Annotated in this window: 22 protein-coding genes and 1 tRNA gene; 14 read left to right on the top strand and 9 right to left on the bottom strand. The window is 57.4% G+C overall.

Annotated elements, in window-relative coordinates; all coding sequences use genetic code 11:
• Positions 1–67: 67 nt before the first annotated feature.
• Positions 68–1,579: an MFS transporter gene (locus NF676_RS12690; RefSeq protein ID WP_223631549.1), complete on the top strand. Its 1,512-nt coding sequence runs from the start codon at positions 68–70 to the stop codon at positions 1,577–1,579.
• A gap of 1 nt (position 1,580) precedes the next feature.
• Here NF676_RS12690 and NF676_RS12685 read toward each other — a convergent pair whose 3' ends face one another.
• A complete protein-coding gene (locus NF676_RS12685) occupies positions 1,581–2,441 on the bottom strand; it encodes a LysR family transcriptional regulator (RefSeq protein ID WP_122704478.1) in 861 nt (286 codons plus the stop codon).
• 118 nt (positions 2,442–2,559) lie between these two features.
• On the opposite strand from NF676_RS12685, the gene NF676_RS12680 reads away from it, so the two are divergent.
• From NF676_RS12680 to NF676_RS12665, 4 genes are all read left to right on the top strand, one after another.
• On the top strand, positions 2,560–3,411 hold the full coding sequence (locus NF676_RS12680) for an NAD(P)-dependent oxidoreductase (RefSeq protein ID WP_042609811.1): 852 nt from the start codon (positions 2,560–2,562) through the stop codon (positions 3,409–3,411).
• Positions 3,412–3,445: 34 nt separating this feature from the next.
• Positions 3,446–3,778 carry a chorismate mutase gene (locus NF676_RS12675; protein WP_042609810.1) on the top strand — a complete coding sequence of 111 codons (333 nt, stop codon included), beginning with the start codon at positions 3,446–3,448 and terminating at the stop codon, positions 3,776–3,778.
• A gap of 46 nt (positions 3,779–3,824) precedes the next feature.
• The gene (locus tag NF676_RS12670; protein ID WP_110599395.1) at positions 3,825–4,478 is read left to right on the top strand and encodes a hypothetical protein; all 654 of its coding nucleotides are present in this window, start codon (positions 3,825–3,827) and stop codon (positions 4,476–4,478) included.
• Between the two features lie 232 nt (positions 4,479–4,710).
• On the top strand, positions 4,711–5,103 hold the full coding sequence (locus tag NF676_RS12665) for a RidA family protein (protein WP_122704611.1): 393 nt from the start codon (positions 4,711–4,713) through the stop codon (positions 5,101–5,103).
• 191 nt (positions 5,104–5,294) lie between these two features.
• On the opposite strand, the gene NF676_RS12660 is transcribed toward NF676_RS12665, so the two are convergent.
• The 7 genes from NF676_RS12660 to NF676_RS12630 form a co-directional block, all read right to left on the bottom strand.
• Positions 5,295–5,897, bottom strand: coding sequence for a terminase small subunit (locus tag NF676_RS12660; protein ID WP_252887830.1), 603 nt, complete (start codon positions 5,895–5,897; stop codon positions 5,295–5,297).
• 329 nt (positions 5,898–6,226) lie between these two features.
• Positions 6,227–6,559, bottom strand: coding sequence for a phage holin family protein (locus NF676_RS12655; protein ID WP_047598490.1), 333 nt, complete (start codon positions 6,557–6,559; stop codon positions 6,227–6,229).
• Positions 6,560–7,088: 529 nt separating this feature from the next.
• Positions 7,089–7,448, bottom strand: coding sequence for a PA0613 family protein (locus NF676_RS12650; protein WP_252887829.1), 360 nt, complete (start codon positions 7,446–7,448; stop codon positions 7,089–7,091).
• A complete protein-coding gene (locus NF676_RS12645; RefSeq protein WP_252887828.1) occupies positions 7,441–9,660 on the bottom strand; it encodes a VapE domain-containing protein in 2,220 nt (739 codons plus the stop codon). The genes NF676_RS12650 and NF676_RS12645 overlap by 8 nt, the downstream gene beginning before the upstream one ends.
• Positions 9,650–9,874 carry a TraR/DksA family transcriptional regulator gene (locus NF676_RS12640; protein ID WP_116254822.1) on the bottom strand — a complete coding sequence of 75 codons (225 nt, stop codon included), beginning with the start codon at positions 9,872–9,874 and terminating at the stop codon, positions 9,650–9,652. Before NF676_RS12640 ends, NF676_RS12645 begins: the two co-directional genes overlap by 11 nt.
• Entirely contained in the window at positions 9,867–10,385 is a 519-nt protein-coding gene (locus tag NF676_RS12635; protein ID WP_009049401.1) for a phage regulatory CII family protein, read from the bottom strand. Before NF676_RS12635 ends, NF676_RS12640 begins: the two co-directional genes overlap by 8 nt.
• 319 nt (positions 10,386–10,704) lie before the next feature.
• Positions 10,705–10,962: a hypothetical protein gene (locus NF676_RS12630; RefSeq protein ID WP_083368988.1), complete on the bottom strand. Its 258-nt coding sequence runs from the start codon at positions 10,960–10,962 to the stop codon at positions 10,705–10,707.
• A 76-nt stretch (positions 10,963–11,038) separates the two neighbouring features.
• On the opposite strand from NF676_RS12630, the gene NF676_RS12625 reads away from it, so the two are divergent.
• The 9 genes from NF676_RS12625 to NF676_RS12585 all read left to right on the top strand — a co-directional run bounded on the left by NF676_RS12625 (position 11,039) and on the right by NF676_RS12585 (position 15,552).
• Positions 11,039–11,761 (top strand): LexA family protein, encoded by a 723-nt coding sequence (locus NF676_RS12625; protein WP_083368987.1) that lies wholly within the window; start codon positions 11,039–11,041, stop codon positions 11,759–11,761.
• A 96-nt stretch (positions 11,762–11,857) separates the two neighbouring features.
• Positions 11,858–12,037, top strand: a complete 180-nt coding sequence (locus NF676_RS12620) for a hypothetical protein (RefSeq protein WP_083368986.1) — start codon at positions 11,858–11,860, stop codon at positions 12,035–12,037.
• A complete protein-coding gene (locus NF676_RS12615) occupies positions 12,034–12,624 on the top strand; it encodes a hypothetical protein (RefSeq protein WP_252887827.1) in 591 nt (196 codons plus the stop codon). The genes NF676_RS12620 and NF676_RS12615 overlap by 4 nt, the downstream gene beginning before the upstream one ends.
• Positions 12,625–12,634: 10 nt before the next feature.
• Positions 12,635–12,916 carry a phage antirepressor KilAC domain-containing protein gene (locus NF676_RS12610; protein WP_252887826.1) on the top strand — a complete coding sequence of 94 codons (282 nt, stop codon included), beginning with the start codon at positions 12,635–12,637 and terminating at the stop codon, positions 12,914–12,916.
• Positions 12,917–13,056: 140 nt separating this feature from the next.
• A complete protein-coding gene (locus NF676_RS12605) occupies positions 13,057–13,467 on the top strand; it encodes a hypothetical protein (protein WP_252887825.1) in 411 nt (136 codons plus the stop codon).
• Positions 13,467–13,847: a pyocin activator PrtN family protein gene (locus NF676_RS12600; protein WP_083368982.1), complete on the top strand. Its 381-nt coding sequence runs from the start codon at positions 13,467–13,469 to the stop codon at positions 13,845–13,847. Before NF676_RS12605 ends, NF676_RS12600 begins: the two co-directional genes overlap by 1 nt.
• The gene (locus tag NF676_RS12595; RefSeq protein ID WP_252887824.1) at positions 13,844–14,317 is read left to right on the top strand and encodes a hypothetical protein; all 474 of its coding nucleotides are present in this window, start codon (positions 13,844–13,846) and stop codon (positions 14,315–14,317) included. Before NF676_RS12600 ends, NF676_RS12595 begins: the two co-directional genes overlap by 4 nt.
• Complete coding sequence (locus tag NF676_RS12590) at positions 14,314–14,520, top strand: DUF4224 domain-containing protein (RefSeq protein WP_252887823.1); 207 nt, start codon at positions 14,314–14,316, stop codon at positions 14,518–14,520. The genes NF676_RS12595 and NF676_RS12590 overlap by 4 nt, the downstream gene beginning before the upstream one ends.
• A complete protein-coding gene (locus NF676_RS12585; RefSeq protein ID WP_083368979.1) occupies positions 14,521–15,552 on the top strand; it encodes a site-specific integrase in 1,032 nt (343 codons plus the stop codon).
• 93 nt (positions 15,553–15,645) lie between these two features.
• On the opposite strand, the gene NF676_RS12580 is transcribed toward NF676_RS12585, so the two are convergent.
• Positions 15,646–15,732: transfer RNA gene (locus NF676_RS12580), tRNA-Leu, on the bottom strand.
• Between the last annotated feature and the right edge of the window lie 264 nt (positions 15,733–15,996).

Below are 15,996 nucleotides of genomic sequence, written 5' to 3'. Positions count from 1 at the left end.
GCCGTTCATTTATGTGAGGCGTCAGCCAGGGTTTGATCGTTTAGATTGAAGTCAGCTTATTCAAAGCATGACTCGCAATCGAAAATATTCTGGAGCCGAAGGGTTTCAGAAAGGAGACCTTATGCCTGAGAAAATAGTAGCCCTTCCGGAACAGCGGCGCTGGCTGATGTTCGCCATCCTGTTGGTCGGTGCATTCTTGCCGCCGCTGGATTTCTTCATCGTGAACGTAGCGCTGCCTTCGATTCAGCAATCGCTGGGCACGGCCTCCTCTGCCGAACAGTTGATCATCTCTTCTTACGCGGCGCTGTATGCCGTGACACTGATCACCGGCGGAAGGCTTGGCGACATCTTTGGCCGCATGAGAATGTTCTTCGTTGGCCTGATTGGCTTTGCCGTCGCCTCACTGATCTGCGGTGTCGCCGAGTCACCCTGGGTGTTGATCGCCGGACGCTCGCTGCAAGGCGTGACGGCCGCTGTCATGGCGCCGCAGGCACTCGCTTCAGTGCAGGCGATATTCCCTGAGTCGGAAAAACCCTTGGCGTTGAGCCTGTACGGTGCGGTGTTTGGTTTGGCGTCGGTAGTCGGCCAGGCACTTGGCGGGATTCTGATCTCGCTCAACCTGATGAACCTGGGCTGGCGGTCGATATTTCTGGTGAATCTACCGATTGCGTTGCTGGTCATTCTGATCGCCATCCCCGTGGTCAAGGAAACCCGCGCACCCCAGACCAGCAAGCTGGATCTGGGTGGAACGCTGTTGTCGATGGTGACGCTTGCGGCGCTGATCGTTCCACTGATCGAGGGACGTGAAGCGGGCTGGCCGTGGTGGGCCTGGCTGTCGCTGGCGGCGGTGCCACTGCTGGCCTGGCTGTTCTGGCGCTACGAAGCCCGCTTGTATCAAGCGCAAGGCGCGCCGTTGCTGAACCCTGCTGCACTGCGTGCGCCCGGGCTGGGCCGGGCATTGCTGGTGGCGCTGACTTTTTACGCGATCGGCGTGTTCTTCCTGCTGTTTTCCATCTATTTACAGGGAGCGCTGCATACGAGCCCGCTCAGTGCAGGTCTGGTCTTTCTGCCATTCGGCGCTGGTTTCTTGCTGGGGCCGCTCGCCACCCATCTATTCCGGCGTTTGCTGGGGTCTTATGTGAATCCCTTCGGAATGGCACTCGAAGTGCTGGGGTTCGTGCTATTGGCCTGGCTCGTGGCGCACACGCCAACCGCCGTCACGCCCTCTGCGCTGTCCCTTGCCGTGATTCTCTTTCTGATCGGTTTCGGACAAGGACTGGCCCTTCCGACATTGATGCGCATGATCACTGGACGCGTGGCACCGGCGTATTCCGGCATGATTGCGGGCATCACCAGTTCCACACTGCAAATCAGCACGGCACTGAGCGTAGCGATCATCGGTGGCATTTTTTACACGCTTCTGGGCAAGGACACGGACGCGGCGGCCATCACCCACGCCTTCACCGTCGCCATACTGTGCATCGCTGCGTGTCTGGTGGTAGGCGCAGGACTGAGTCTGAGTCTGGCGCGCCAATCTGCTGCAGAGCTGCAAACGGCGGCCATGCAGCCGGCAGAGTGAATCAACCGCCTGCCTGAGTGCCAATCATGACGGAGGCCAGGTCGGCAAGCGCGCGCAGACTGTCCATCTGGCGCATGTCCTGGTGGTAGCCCATCCAAATGTCGCGGCCTGGTGGCGGTTCATCTGAATCGATCAGACGCAGCGCCGTCAACTGGTCGCCCAAAGCGCGGGGCAATACCGCGACGCCCTGCCCCTGCGCACACATTTGCGCCTGGACTGTGCGGCTGCTACTGGTAAACACGGTACGCGCCAGAGGGTAACGCTGCTGCAGCCACTGCACATCGGGATAATGAGACTGGGCAACACTCATGGTGATCAGACCCAGCCCGGCGCCCTGTGGCTCAGGGTCAGCAGATCCAACGGCTGCGTATAACCCGTAAGTCAGGGAGATCAGCTTGCGGTGCACGATATCGGGTTCGGTGAACGGAACGATTCGAAACGCGATGTCGGCGTCGCGGCGAGCCAGATCAAACAATCGATGCCCGGCAATGACCTCGGGCACGATCAATGGATAACGCCGGCCCAGTTCACTCAGCACCGGGGCCAGCACATAACAGGCGAACCAGTCAGCGCAGGAAATGCGCAGCACACCTTCGGGCTGTGCGCTGTCCCCCGCGAGGCGCCTTTCGATGGCCAACGCACTTTGCTCCATTTCCTGCGCGAGGCTGAGGAGCTTCTCGCCGCTGTCGGTCAACACGAGACCTTGGTTGGTACGCAGGAAAACGGGTTGGCCACTGAACTGTTCCAGCACCTGCAAGCGCCGCCCCACGGTCGGATGGCTGACCCCCAACAGCTTGGCGGCAGCCCCTAATGACCCGCTGCGGGCAATCGCGAGAAAGACCCGCACATCACTCCAGTCCATGCTCCGCCCCCGTACAAAAATGAACAGTGAGAGTGCAGCAATGGCAGTGCCGTAGCAATCCCGTGCCCGACATACTTGTCTGCATTCACCGTCGTCGAATACCAACCGGAGACTGCAAATGAAGATTGGTTTTATCGGAGTGGGATGCATGGGCAGAGCCATCATTCCACTGCTCGTCCGCGCTGGCCATCACGTCTCGGCATGGAACCGCAGTCAGGCGGCGATCAAGGATCTCGAAGGCATCAGCGTTATCGAAACGCCGGCCTCGGCGTTCCAGCAAGAGGTAGTCATCACTCTTCTGGCCGATGATGCCGCCGTCAGGCAAGTGCTTCTCTCCAGCGCTGTTCTGGAAACTGCAGACAAAGCTTGCGTGCATGTCGTGATGTCGACCTTGTCGCCTTCGCTGATGTTGGAGTTGCAGCGCGAACATGAAGCCGTCGGCATGCCATTGATCGCGGCGCCGGTCTTCGGCGTGCCCGCCGTGGCGGCCAAGGGCGAGTTGAATATCCTGGCGGCCGGATCGCAGGCCGCTGTCTCGACCGTCCAACCGCTGTTCGACCTGCTCGGGAAAAAAACCTGGTATCTGGGCGACCAACCTGAACAGGCCTGTATCGCGAAAATCGCCGGCAACATGATGATCACCCAAGCCATCCAGTCGCTGGGCGAAGCCAGCGGACTCGTTCAACGCCACGGACTGAGCCCTTCGATTTTCATCAAGCTCATGACCCAGACCCTGTTCGCCTGCCCCAGTTATCAACGTTATGGGCAGAACATCGTCAGCAGCAATTTTGAACCGGGATTCAAACTGTCGCTTGGCCTCAAGGATATGAATCTGGCGATCGATGCGGGTCGTCTCAAGGGGCTGGAGTTGCCAGCGGCGGATGCCGTGCGATTGAAAATGACGTCGGCGGTAGCCAGGGGAGATGGCGACAAGGACTGGTCGGTTTTTGCTCAGCAGACGAATCATTGAGAAGCTCTTTCGAACACCTGTCACGAGGTCATTCATGGAAAACTCCGACATCGCGCGTCAACTCTCAACATTCAGGAAAACCATCGACAATATCGACGCCGCCCTCATCCACCTGCTCGCGGAACGGTTTCGCTGTACCGATGAGGTCGGATTGCTCAAGGCCCGATATCAGTTGCCTGCGGTAGACGAGGCCAGAGAGCAGCAGCAATACCAGCGTCTGGCAGCACTTGCTCAGGAGGCCGAGCTGGATACGGCCATCGTGCAGAGGCTGATGCAGTTGGTCATTGGCGAAGTGGTCGAGCGCCACAGGCAGATCGCCGCCAGGCATGCCCCGGCACCCGCCAATAACCCTGACCCTCGGGCCTGACCCCGGCGCCACTTATCGAAGCAATCAGACAAACGAGCAGAACCGCATGAAATGGCCAACGATCGAGCAAATTCGCAGCTTCACCGATTTACCCTATGGCTACAGTTGGGATTACCTGAAACGTGAGGAGATCAATGTCGCGACAGATTTTTTCCGGACATGGTTTCCCTCCATTTCGGTGGGGTTGGCAAGCCCGTTTCTGGACCAGCAGTTCTACGCAGACAACGTGGTGCTCGAAGACGATCCGGATCGAGGCATATTCGCTACCGTCGTCCGCCAGAACGATGAGATTGTCGCTATCGCCACGTGGGAAAAAATTGACGGTGCTGACGTTATTTTCGGGCGGGTCGGCGCGGTAGCCAAACCGCACAGACAAGCCAGACTGGCCGTTGCGGCCCAGGACCTGGGAGAAAAAATCGGCACGTTCATGGGCGCGGGGCTGATCTATGGCATGGCAACAACCCGCACGCCGTATATGCAACAAGCACTGGAGCAAGCCGGTTACAAAGCGGTAGGGATAATGCCTGGCTTGGACCGGGAAGAAACAGCACCTGGAATCGTGCGCAGGGTTTACGAAGTCATCTACGTAAAACGGCTCGCACCACACGCCGACTTTCTCATTCCTGCCGGTCATAACCTTACCCCTACAGTCGCGCGACTTTACGCAGATATATTTCAAGGTGATGACGACACGAACTGACGAGCCAGCCTAGCAGCGAACCAACCATCGAAATGCTTCTGATCAGTAACGCTACCGGCTCGCGCCTTTTGCATCGATCGAGGTAGCCACATTAGGTAATGAGTTCAAAAAGACTCAGCAGCGGCTAAAAGCACCTGTGGGGTTGATTAATAGATGAGAAGTGAACTGAGTGGACGCGGCTCTGGCCCCTGAGTTAGCTTTCGTAACCGTTCTAACTTGGGGCTCCGCAATCATGACTGACCGTCAGATCATTGTTCCAGATGGCATGAGATTGATCTACGAGCGCGCGGGTTATGCACCAGCAGTAAAGGTAGGAAAAACTCTCTACTGCGCGGGTCAGGTAGGCAGGACGCCGGAATTATCCGTCATTGAAGAACCTGAGCAGCAGTTTTTAGCTGCATGGGACAATCTCCGGATCGTCTTGGAGGCAGGTGGCTGTAAATTTGAAGATGTCGTAGAAATGACAACTTACCACGTCAACATGCACCGTCACATGCCAATTTTCAGACGCGTAAAGGATAAAGTCTTTCCGAGAAGCACTTGTGCATGGACCTGCATTGGTGTCAGTGAATTAGCTCGACCTGGCCTTCTCGTGGAGATCAAGTGCGTCGCAGTAGAGCGATAACCTTCTGACAAGCACCTGCATATCCAGATCTTAAAATGGGTGACTACGCATGCGGTGGTAGATTCAAAATTACACTCGCCTGCTGCATTGGTAGGCGCGTGATAACACTTTACGCCGACGGCTAATACTGACTGGAAGCAGGCGCCAATCAATTCCGATGCGAGCAGAAAAATGCCTATCAGCGGATATCCTTAGCACTCGCTCAACGCAAATCCAAAGTCATCGCTTGACACTTGTGCCGCTTCGTTAAGTCGTTGGCGCAGCGCAGCCGTTAGCTGCCTCTCCACCTCCCACGGATCCGACAGCGCGGCGAGTTTTGGCGCCAATTGCGGCGACAGGCTCATTAGCGAATGATTAAGCGATCGCGCCGTTTCAAAAGCGGCTTTCTGCACAAAGCTGATTTCCACCAGCTCCCCCTGCGCCTTGCGAAACTCCATCTCAGCCATCCGCGCCAAGTAGTGCTCGCGATGTGCACGCGCTTTCTGAAAGTCCGGGGACTGCCCTTGCGCGAGATCAACGGGCGGGGGCGCAGCCATGTTAGTCGACTCGGATTTTGCAGCGACGTGGCTGTACACATCACGTTGAAGCCGCTCCTTTTGGTGGCGAGCAGCGACGGAAGCCTTGCTCGGGTCAGCGGTATCGCGGATCAATGCTTCGGTGGCCAGAACGTCGACCTGCTTGCCATTGGGAGACAGGACCAGTCGACCGTTTTCCTTCAGCCAGGTGATGTAACTCGGCGACCGTCCGATGTGCGCAGCAAAGGCGCTCTTCGACAGGTACGTAGCTGTGCTCATAAGCCCTCCTTTTCAGCGGCTTTTCAATGAATCCTTTCAAGATTTCAGTGGATTGAAATTTCAGTAAGCTGGCGGGTCTCCCACTAACACGATCCCGCGGGTTTCCGACCCCGTGTCCTTTGAAAGTCCCCAGGGTCCCCGGCGGTTTTGTGCCCAGTCCGGTCGGTCGAGCCGGCATCCGAGTGCCATGCCCTGCCCCCATTCCCTTGGAAAGACGGACATCCCTGCGAAGGTTTCAGCTAGAGAGATTCCGCGAGTTCGATAACCCGTGTAGGGGGCGGCCCTTGGGGAGGACCCGTAAAATCGGAGCGCCACCCGGCCTGCCCAGCTCATGCCTTCGGTTCGGCCTCATTCAGGTCCAGCCGCTTGGCCACCCAGCGTTCGTACAAGCCGATGGCTACATCCGCGCCGGCCATTGCGGTCAGGCAACCCAGAGCGCCCGCCGTCCAGATCGATAAGCCCGCACCAAACAACAACATCATCGCTGACACGCCGCAAACGATGCAGGCACCGGAGCGAAGTGCGAGGCGGCGCAGTAAGGCCCAGCCTCGCGCCCCGTCCTTGTCGGCGCGCCACATCTCGCCAGACACACCGCCAACCAATGACAGGGCAATCACCAACCAGATCGGCATCTCTGCCAGTGCCTGTTGCTCGTTCGTCATTGCCCTGCCCCTTAAACAAAAAGACCCGGCGCTATGGCCGGGTCAGGTGGTGGGTGGCCTGCCGCGCTTTGCGGTCGCACCCATCGAAGATGGCCCCTTTTTACAGGTCGATTCTGGTGGCAGCAAGACCGTTTTAATGCCATCCGGTGAATGTGTGGGTGACGCCCGGTGAACGGCTGGCGAATGTCGGTGAATATCTATCCCGGCTGTCTTTTGCTTTTCTGGCGTCCCATGCGTCCCACCTCTCTAAATCAAGGTGGGACGTCTGAAAGCCCCGTAGATTGGGGCTTTGCCCCACCGTCCTACTTTTATCTCTCTTTTCTCGTGTATAGAGAGAATATTTAAAAACACGCGTGCGCGTGAACACGCGCATTGATGCCCGCTACGCACACACGGGCGGGTGGCATGAAAAAGGTGGGACGGTGGGACAGCCCAACAACGACGGGGCCTGCGCCCGTCCCACCACCGCAATAAGCGGTGGGACGGAGGCAGGCCGGTGGGACGGCGTGAGCCAGAGTAATGCCCACGATCAAGCCGCTTCCCCCATGAGGAAGTGCTCGACCACGATATGAGCGTCATGCAGGCGCTGGTAGTAGAGATTGCGGGTGCAACCACTCTCAGCCAGACGCGCAGTCAAGGGCGCATCAGGCTGGAAGTAATGCACCTGCACCACCGTCATCAACTCGGGATCAAGGCGTTTCTTGACGATGCGCTCGATGTCCAGGGAGGCCTCCAGCGGCACCCTGCTCCCGCGCCTTCCGCGCACAAGCTGACCACCACTCTCCATCATCATGGCGACCATGTTGCCGCCCGAGTAACCGGCAGCCACTTCATCGCTGTGCAGCTCCTGCGCCCATTGCTTGAGGGCCATATCGATTACCTTAATCATCGAAGCACGGCTCCTCGAACTCTGGTTGTTCCAGCGCAGGCGCCCTGCCCCAACCCTCAGGTTTCTTGTACGCCCAAGGCCGCTGACCGCTCTTGCTCAAGGCGCCCAAACGGAACCGTCGCCAGCCCAGACGATGCAAGATCGCACCCACGCGCATCTGCTCGGGTTTGCCCCAATGACCAGGATCGAGCTTGAGCGCCTGGCTCATCACCTCACTGCCGGTGGTAGTCTCACCAATCTGCGATTCTTCGAGCCAGGTCAGGATGGGCGTTTCCCATTCGTCCACCACGAAGCGTTCGTCCTGTTCCTCGCTGAACATTGGCGCTTCCTCTCGCGTCACCCACCAGAGGTCGCCGGCCTCAAAGCAGAACATCGCTTCGGCCCACAGCTGATCGCGGATCTCGCGCAGCAACGCCACGTCGACCTTGGTACAGGCCACCGGCCAATAGCGTCGGTTGCCGGTGGCGTCCTTGAGGTATTCGTCCTGGTTAGTCGTGCCGACGAAAACACACTGGCGTGGCACGTCCAGGGTTCTGCGGCCATAGCTTTCGCGGTAGGTGTCAGTCGATGCCGAGAAGAACTGCTTGGCCTTGGTGCTCTCGGCCTTGTTGAAGCTGTCCAACTCGCCGAGCTCGACGATCCACTTGCCGCGGATCGCCTGAAAGCCGTCCTTGTCACCGAGAGCAAACGGCGTATCCATGAACCAATCACCGCCGAGCACGCTCATGGCGGTCGACTTACCGGCGCCTTGTACGCCTTCGAGAATCATCACCGAGTCCGCCTTGCAGCCGGGCTTCATCACCCGTGCCACGGCCGAGATCATCCAGCGTTTGCCGACCTTGGACGTGTAATCGGTTGCCTTAACCCCCATGACATCCGTCAACCAGCGCTCTAGGCGCGGCACACGATCCCATTCGAGTTTCTTCAGGTACTCGCGCACCGGGTGAAACGCGTGGTCGTGTGCAACGACACTGACCGCCTCGATCACGTGCGACGACTTCACACGCAGGTTGTACTGCTGCGCGAGCCACTTCATCACGCGCACATCATCGATGTCGGCCCATTCGCCGGTACCGCCGCCATAAGGAGCGGCCCGCAGCTTGACGATCTTCGAGCTAAAGGCGCAGTAGCTGACCACCCCAGCCCAGCGTTCGTCGTGAGCGAGGATCAATTCGACGTTCTGCATGTGCGCGATCAGGGCGCCGCTTTCACTGCGGGCCAGCTGATCTTTCCAGCCACCGGCAGCGGGAGGACGTACCACCGCGAGCACTTGTCGACGAACCGCGTCCAAACCCTCAGCGACGTGCAGGTCGTTGAAGTCGGTCCACTTGTCGTGACGCTCGACAGAGAAGATCGGCGCAACGACCTGGGCACCGACGATCAGCGCGGCGTTGCTAGCCTTCTCTTCACCGGGGTTCCACGCATCGCCATTAGGCTTGGTGGTCTTCCAGTCGTCGTCGCGACAGATGATCAGCGGGCAACCGGCGAAGCGCTCGCGCATGACCTTGCACACAGCCAGCAGGTTGCCCGCATCGAAGGCCACGGCCACGGCAAGCGATGTCGCCATGTGCAGGCTGGCGCCGGTGGCGTAGCCCTCACACACCAGCACCGGTTCGCCCGGTACCGGGTGCGGACCGAGCAGGTGAAAAGTACCCTCCTTCGCCATCCCGTAAGGCCAGTAGGATTTGTCGCGGCCGGTGTCCTCTTGCTTGTTCGGGAAGATCACCTGCAGGCCCATGATCTGATCACGGGCATTGTTCATCGGCACCAGTACCGCACCGGTGCGCGGCGCGTAACGCACTTTGATACCAACGATCTGCTTACGGTCCAGGTAGTCGCTGCGGCCGGTGGTCGGCATGCGCTCGAACAAACCCTGTGCCCTTTTCGCGGCCCGCCGCGCAGCGTTACTCGCGATTTCGGCAGCGCGGCGCTTGGCTTCCTCCTGGCGGGCGCGCATCACTTCACGTTCTTCAGGCGACATGCGGCCGGCCTTGACCTTGATCTTCTGCGTCTCGCCCGAACGCCAGTCACCGAAGGCGCCAAAGATCAGGGTGTCGCCCTTCTCCGTGCGCTGCTCGTGCACCACGTACCAGCCGTTCTTTTCCTTGCCCTTGTCCTGCGATGTCTTACAGCGGGTCAGCTTGCCGAACACCAGCGGTTGCGCTGGCTCCAGACCGTAATCGGCGAATTGGCCCAATACCTCATCGAGCATGCTGAATCCCCCGCTCAGAGAGGGACTGACAGCTGATGCACTGCGAGCAACCCGGTGAGGCCAGGCGACGGGCTTCCGGAATCGGATCGTCACAGGCTTCACAGAACAGCAAAGAATGGGCAGCGCTTTCTGCTTTGGCAGCGCTGCGCGCGGCCATGGCCTGATCGATGCGTTCCTGCACCAGATCATTAGCGAAATCGGCGATGTCAGCCACGGTCAGCACCTCGCGTCGTCTGGTTGACGTAGGTGGCGCGGTTGAACAAACCCAGCAGACCTTGAATACCCCGGAACACCTGCAGACGAATCGCCGCGAGCTCCTGATCCGTCACCACACCGTCGCCGATGCTCTTGGCCCAGGTCTCGGCCAGATCCGCGACCTGGCGGAAGTATTCGGCGATACCCGTGGTCAAGGTTTCGGGCATGTCGTTGGTGTAGGTGTCCGCCAGCTCCTGCCAGATCGTGTCACCGACCAGCGCATGCACCGCATCGAGAATGCGGCGATCCTTAGTCAGTTCGAGGATCTCACCGAATTCCTGAATGTTGATGGAGTGACTCGGGTGAGTTGGCGATAGCTTGTGCTGCAGCGTGGTCGGGTTGCGGCCCGTAGTCGCGGCGATGGCAGCGGCGCCGCCCGGGTAATCGCGAGCGGCGTGGTACAGCGCTAAATCGAGCGGCAGGATTTCCCGCTGCGCCCGTTCCAAAGAACTAAGAGCGATACGGCTCATGGCATTAATCCTAAAAGTTGCCAGTGCCGCGCGACAGAAGTTGGTGATACATTTGCCGCGTGGTCTGGAGAGGCCCAAAGCCGGCTAGGTTCGTAAGACCAACACCGGCACCGTGCCGAGGCGAACAATCCGTTGTTCACCCCTGGCGCAACAGCTGCCAGCTCTGTGGTAAGAACGGCAGCAACACCAAGGCTTCCGAGCCTTGGAAACGCGATGAAAGTCGGCGGCATGTGGTGTGCTCGCCTTCCGCCATCGCGACCCGACTGCGTTGTGGTGATGCTGTCGGGAGAAACTGGGCGACCCTTGGGTCGCCTTTTTTCTATGCAGCTTTCTGTGGTGCAGATTTTCCGAGCAGCCAATCGGCGTCGAATGGGTTGCCTTTTTCTCGTGCAGCTGCAGCAAGCAATTTCGCGTACTCCGTCTCACCTGTGTAATCGGTGCGTGGTAACGAAGCTGCTAGCCTCCACTTGTTGAGTGCTTGATAACTGCGTCCACACACACGTGCTGCTGCTCCAATACCGCCTACAGCCTCAAAGGCGAAGGCAATGGCATTTGGGAAGCTCTGTGGGTTAAGCATGAATGCCTCCTTTCAACTGTCGGTTGATAATAATGTTCAACTGACAGATTAGCAATCATTATGTGACTATCAACCTATGATTGATAAAGAATCCGAAAGACTTATGTTTGCCGAGCGGCTTAATACTGCACTGGACGCCAATGGCGTACGTCAGCGTGGCCGAGGGGCAGACATCATCAAACAGCTCAGCTCCAAGGGAGTGGTTAAGACCGCTCAAGCCGTCAGTAAATGGCTAAACGGGGCGGCTATTCCAGAAATCGATAGTTTGACGGCGCTATCCGCCTGGCTAGGCGTGCGCAGGGAGTGGCTTGAGCATGGGGTCATGCCAGTTTTTCCTCATGAAACAGGTAATCAGCAAGTAGCGCAGGACGAGAACGTTATCGCCTTGACATCAAGCATGAACAAAGTGCCGCTGATTTCATGGGTTCAAGCTGGAGCTTGGTGCGAGATTGCGCCTACCGTCGAACTACTCCATGCCGAACAGTGGGTGCCCTGCCCTGTGAATATCAGCAGATCGGGGTATGCGCTTCGCGTTGTCGGAGACTCAATGACAAATACCGGCCCAGGTCGCAGCTATCCAGAGGGCTGCATCATTTTTGTCGATCCCGATCTCGCTGTGAACAACGGTGATCGAGTGATCGCTTCTTTGCCGAGCAGCAACGAAGCCACGTTCAAGGTGTTAGTGAAGGACGCCGGAAAGCACTACTTAAAACCTATCAACCCGCAATACCCCATCATTGAAATGACGGATGAAATGCAAATTTGCGGAAAAATCGTTGGTTCATTCACTCCCGAGTGAATAGTAAATCCCACATTTTCACCTGGTGGTTGTTGACTTAATTTAACCACTGGTTGATATTTGCCTCACTCTTTACCACAGAGCGAGGCAATACCTATGCGCACCACCGCAACCTTGCATGTCCATCCAGCATGCGTCAGCAATCGCAAACTGATTGAACAGCTGCAGCTCACCACGGGCTGCCTGGTCGTCATTCGTAACAGCAAACCCAAGCTTGTCGCCAAGTCCTGCCAGCCCTCTCCTATCGATCCGAACGGTGGAGGGCATGCGGCATGATCAAGTACAAGATCGACAACCGCACCCTGCAGTTGCTTAACGCCCAGGTCAGCCTAACCGAGACCTTCAACCACGTCCTGCGCACAGCACCGAAGCGTGAATGCCTGGCATTCCGTCTCAAGGCTGAGCGCGGCGCAGTGGAAAGCACTTTTGTCGTGGAGCTGGGCAGCGAACGCCACACGCTGACCCTGCCAAACGACAAGAAGATGCACCTCAAACTGGCCGACTTTATTGAAGAGATTGCCAACGGTCCGTTCGACGCGAGCAACTCCAGCGATCTGGTGCATCTCCCACATGCGGATCGTCAATACGGCCGTTTTGATATCCAGGACAAGCAGCGCGTGTTCGAACTGGTGCACACCGGCGGCGTGCTGAGCCTCGACATGGGTTTTGAACTTCCCCTGCATGTGGCGCTGCATCGCACTCATACACGCCGCGGGGTCACCGCCATCTTGAGCATCGGCAACAAGAGTCCGCATACGCGCTGCTTCACCTTGTACGACCCCGATGCCGAGATCTACGCAAGGCTCCTTGAGTCCATCAACCACCTTGCTGCAGCGGCCACTCCTGCTGCGCACGCGGCATGAGGAGGACGATATGGAACGCACCCTCGCCCAAGCAGCCGCACAACTCGGCCTCACTCGCCCCAAATTGATCGCTCTCATGCGGAAAAAAGGTTTGCTCAAGGGAAACCTGCCGGCGGACCCGAAGCGCGACAAAGCGTACCTGCGGATCAATGACAGCCCCTGGTATGACGAAAAATGCGGAATGCAGTACAGCCAGTCGACCCGCGTCATGCAAGCCGGCATCCGCTGGCTGGCCGAGCAGCTGGACATCGATCTTCCTGCCATCCCGGCAGATCGCCGTGACGTGGCCTAGGGAGTACGCCCGCCGGATCGTTGCCATGCGCACACGCGAGGAGCGCAACGCCGCGCTCCTCGAAGTGCCCGAACATCTGCGCGAGCTGACCAGACGCCACTGCCTGAATGCATGGGCTCACTCCAAAAGGAAAAGAACACATGAATAACCATCTGATGGATCAGTACCTCATTGACCTTTTACGCACGCCCGCAAAGCAGCGTAGCCGTCACAAGATTCACGAGGTGATCACTCAAATTGCCGCGATTGCACAATTGGAGGAGCGATTTGATATCAAGGCAGACTGGACGCATTACCAGCTAATGGAGCTGCAGCGTGAAGCAATGGAGCTAGAAACCATTGCTGAGTTACTCAATGCGACTCCGACGTTCGACCACGGGGATTTTGCATTCAACATTCGCAAGACGGAACTCGACTGGCGTGCCTCGCTCACGATGCTGCTGACCAACGCAGGGGCCCAGGCTGGCAATAAATACATATCGAGGCATGGAGGCACCGCCGAAGAGGCAGTGCTCAACCTCAGAACGACAGTCAGGACGTGGATAAGCTAATGAAAGCCGCTAACCAGAACCCACTTCGTCTGCACGCTGCACCGGAGTCAGCCACTGTTGAACTGCTCTACCGCATCTTCGGCGACGTCCTGGTCCCCCTGGAAAAAGTGCGCGAGCAGTACTTTCGCAACCTCAACGAACAGTCCTTCGTGGCGGAAATCCAGAGCGGCAGAATTCAGCTGCCGATCACTACGCTGGACACCAGTCGTAAAGCGTTGAAGTACGCGCACATCCGCCACGTTGCCTCGCTGATCGACATCCGCGCCTACAAGGCCGATGAACACATGCAGCGCCAACAGGACGGCCAACGCAATGTCGCCCCCACACCACTGACGGCTGTCACCACCAGCCAACAACAATCTCAGGAGCACACCACATGATGACCCCAATACAAGTCGGCGCACTCGTCATCCTGATAGTTCTAGCCGCCTTGCTTGTCTGGGGCGGTTACATCATGGGCCGCAGCGATGGACGAAAGACCGGCCTACGCGAGGGCGAAGACATCCAGCGCGCCGCAAGTGCCAAAACCATCCGAGAGCTTCAGTCCTCTCTGCAGTTCATCCGAGCCGATTACACGCGCCTGGCACAAGCCTGCAAACGACTTGAAGCAGATCCGCACTTCGGCCCGGCCGAGCACCAGACGCTGATCGCCATCGGCGAACTGCTGCGTATCGCGGCCGAGACGTTCAGCGCTTTTCGTACCGGGAAGAAACTTGAACGTGATGCTCGGTCCCTTCGTACACAAGCACTTGCGATGTCAGGAAGCTTGCCGCCGACCTCGAAGGACGAACACTCCAATCAGCAAGCACCTTTGAGAAACGCTTTAGGACCTAGCAAGGAGGCAGCATGACAATCCAGTTTTTAAGCCATGAGCAAGTATGCGAATTGACCGGCGCCAAAACTAAAGCAGGTCAGATCATCGTTTTAAAGAGAAATGGCATCCGCCATACGATAAAAAGGAATGGATGGCCCTGCGTCGTGACTTCAGCGCTAACAGGGTCAACCACCACCACATCGGAAACGCCGAAGTGGCAGCCACGCTTGGTGGGATAGATGGGACGAAGACCAACCAAACCGGGGAGCATTCCCCGCTTGCGTGAGAGAAAGCGCGGCAAAACAACCTACTACTTGTACGACACTGGTGGAAAACCGCGCAAAGAAATCCCCCTGGGTACTGACTATGGCCTTGCCATCTTAGAGTACGCAAAACTGGAGAAAAGCCGTGTATCTCAGGCTTTAATGCAAGAAGTATTAACTTTTGCATACGTTGCCGAGCTCTATACGAAGGAGGTCGTTCCAACCAAAGCCCATGCCACTCAAAAGGACAACGCGCGCGAACTTAAAAACCTTCTGCTGTTCTTCAACGATCCGCCTGCCCCGCTTGAAGCGATCGAACCGAAGCATGTCAGTCAGTACCTTCGTCACCGGGGCAAAACAGCACCAATTCGCGCGAATCGAGAAAAGGCCTTACTCAGCTCCATTTGGAACTTTGCTCGCGAGAATGGTTACACGTCTCTGGCAAACCCCTGCGCCGGGATAAAGGGCAATAAGGAATCTGGTCGCGATGTATATGTCGAAGACGACGTTCTTGCCAAAGCATATCTGTACGCCGATCAACCATTGAGAGATGCCCTGGACCTGTTCTATCTGACAGGACAAAGGGTGGCCGACACACTGAAGATGGATGAGCGAGATATCAAAGACGGAAAGCTTTCCGTCCAGCAGGGGAAGACTGGTGCGAAACGAAGGATCGAGATTATTGGAGAGCTCAAAATTGTGATAGATCGAATCATGGCTCGAAAGGCTGGCTACAAAATCAGATCAACACGCCTTGTGGTAATCGACTCTGGACAGCCGATGACGACGAGCATGCTCAGGAAAAGATTTGATGACGCTAGGGAGGCAGCCGGGATTCCGAAAGCAGAATTTCAGATGCGGGATTTACGAGCAAAAGCGGCAACGGACAAAGAGGAGTCGACGGGGAGCATTCGCGAAGCTCGAGACCAGTTAGGGCATACAACTGTCGGGATGACGGAGCAGTACATTCGGATGCGTAAGGGCATGAAGGTAACCCCTACGAAGTGACCAACGGTTTCGAATTGCGGAAAAGATTTTCTGATTGCGGAAAAAAGAACTAAGGGCTTGCACGAGGTATCTCATGCAAGCCCTTGATATTCATGGTGCCCGAAGCCGGAATCGAACCGGCACGCCCTTACGAGCGGGGGATTTTAAGTCCCATGCGTCTACCAGTTTCGCCATTCGGGCGGTAGCGCGGTATTGCTCTGCTCAGCCTTGCGGTTGGATCCTGACAGGATGACCGCTTGAAAAGCCGAGCGGGGAATATATACATCACGTCCCGGTGAAGCAAGTTTGGAGTGCGCGATTTGAGAACTAAATATCGCTGACCGCAGAAAATCAAAAAGCCTCAGAAATCAGGGAGCTACGGAGTTTGCTTGAAGTAGAGGCCGAGGTAACTGGCAAATCGCAGCAACCAGACTGGAAATTGTGGCGATAAACTCAAAAGATTCA

It is taken from the genome of Pseudomonas siliginis, from assembly GCF_024072275.1.
GTDB classification, from domain to species: Bacteria; Pseudomonadota; Gammaproteobacteria; order Pseudomonadales; family Pseudomonadaceae; genus Aquipseudomonas; species Aquipseudomonas siliginis.
This window is presented reverse-complemented; position numbering and strand designations above follow the sequence as displayed.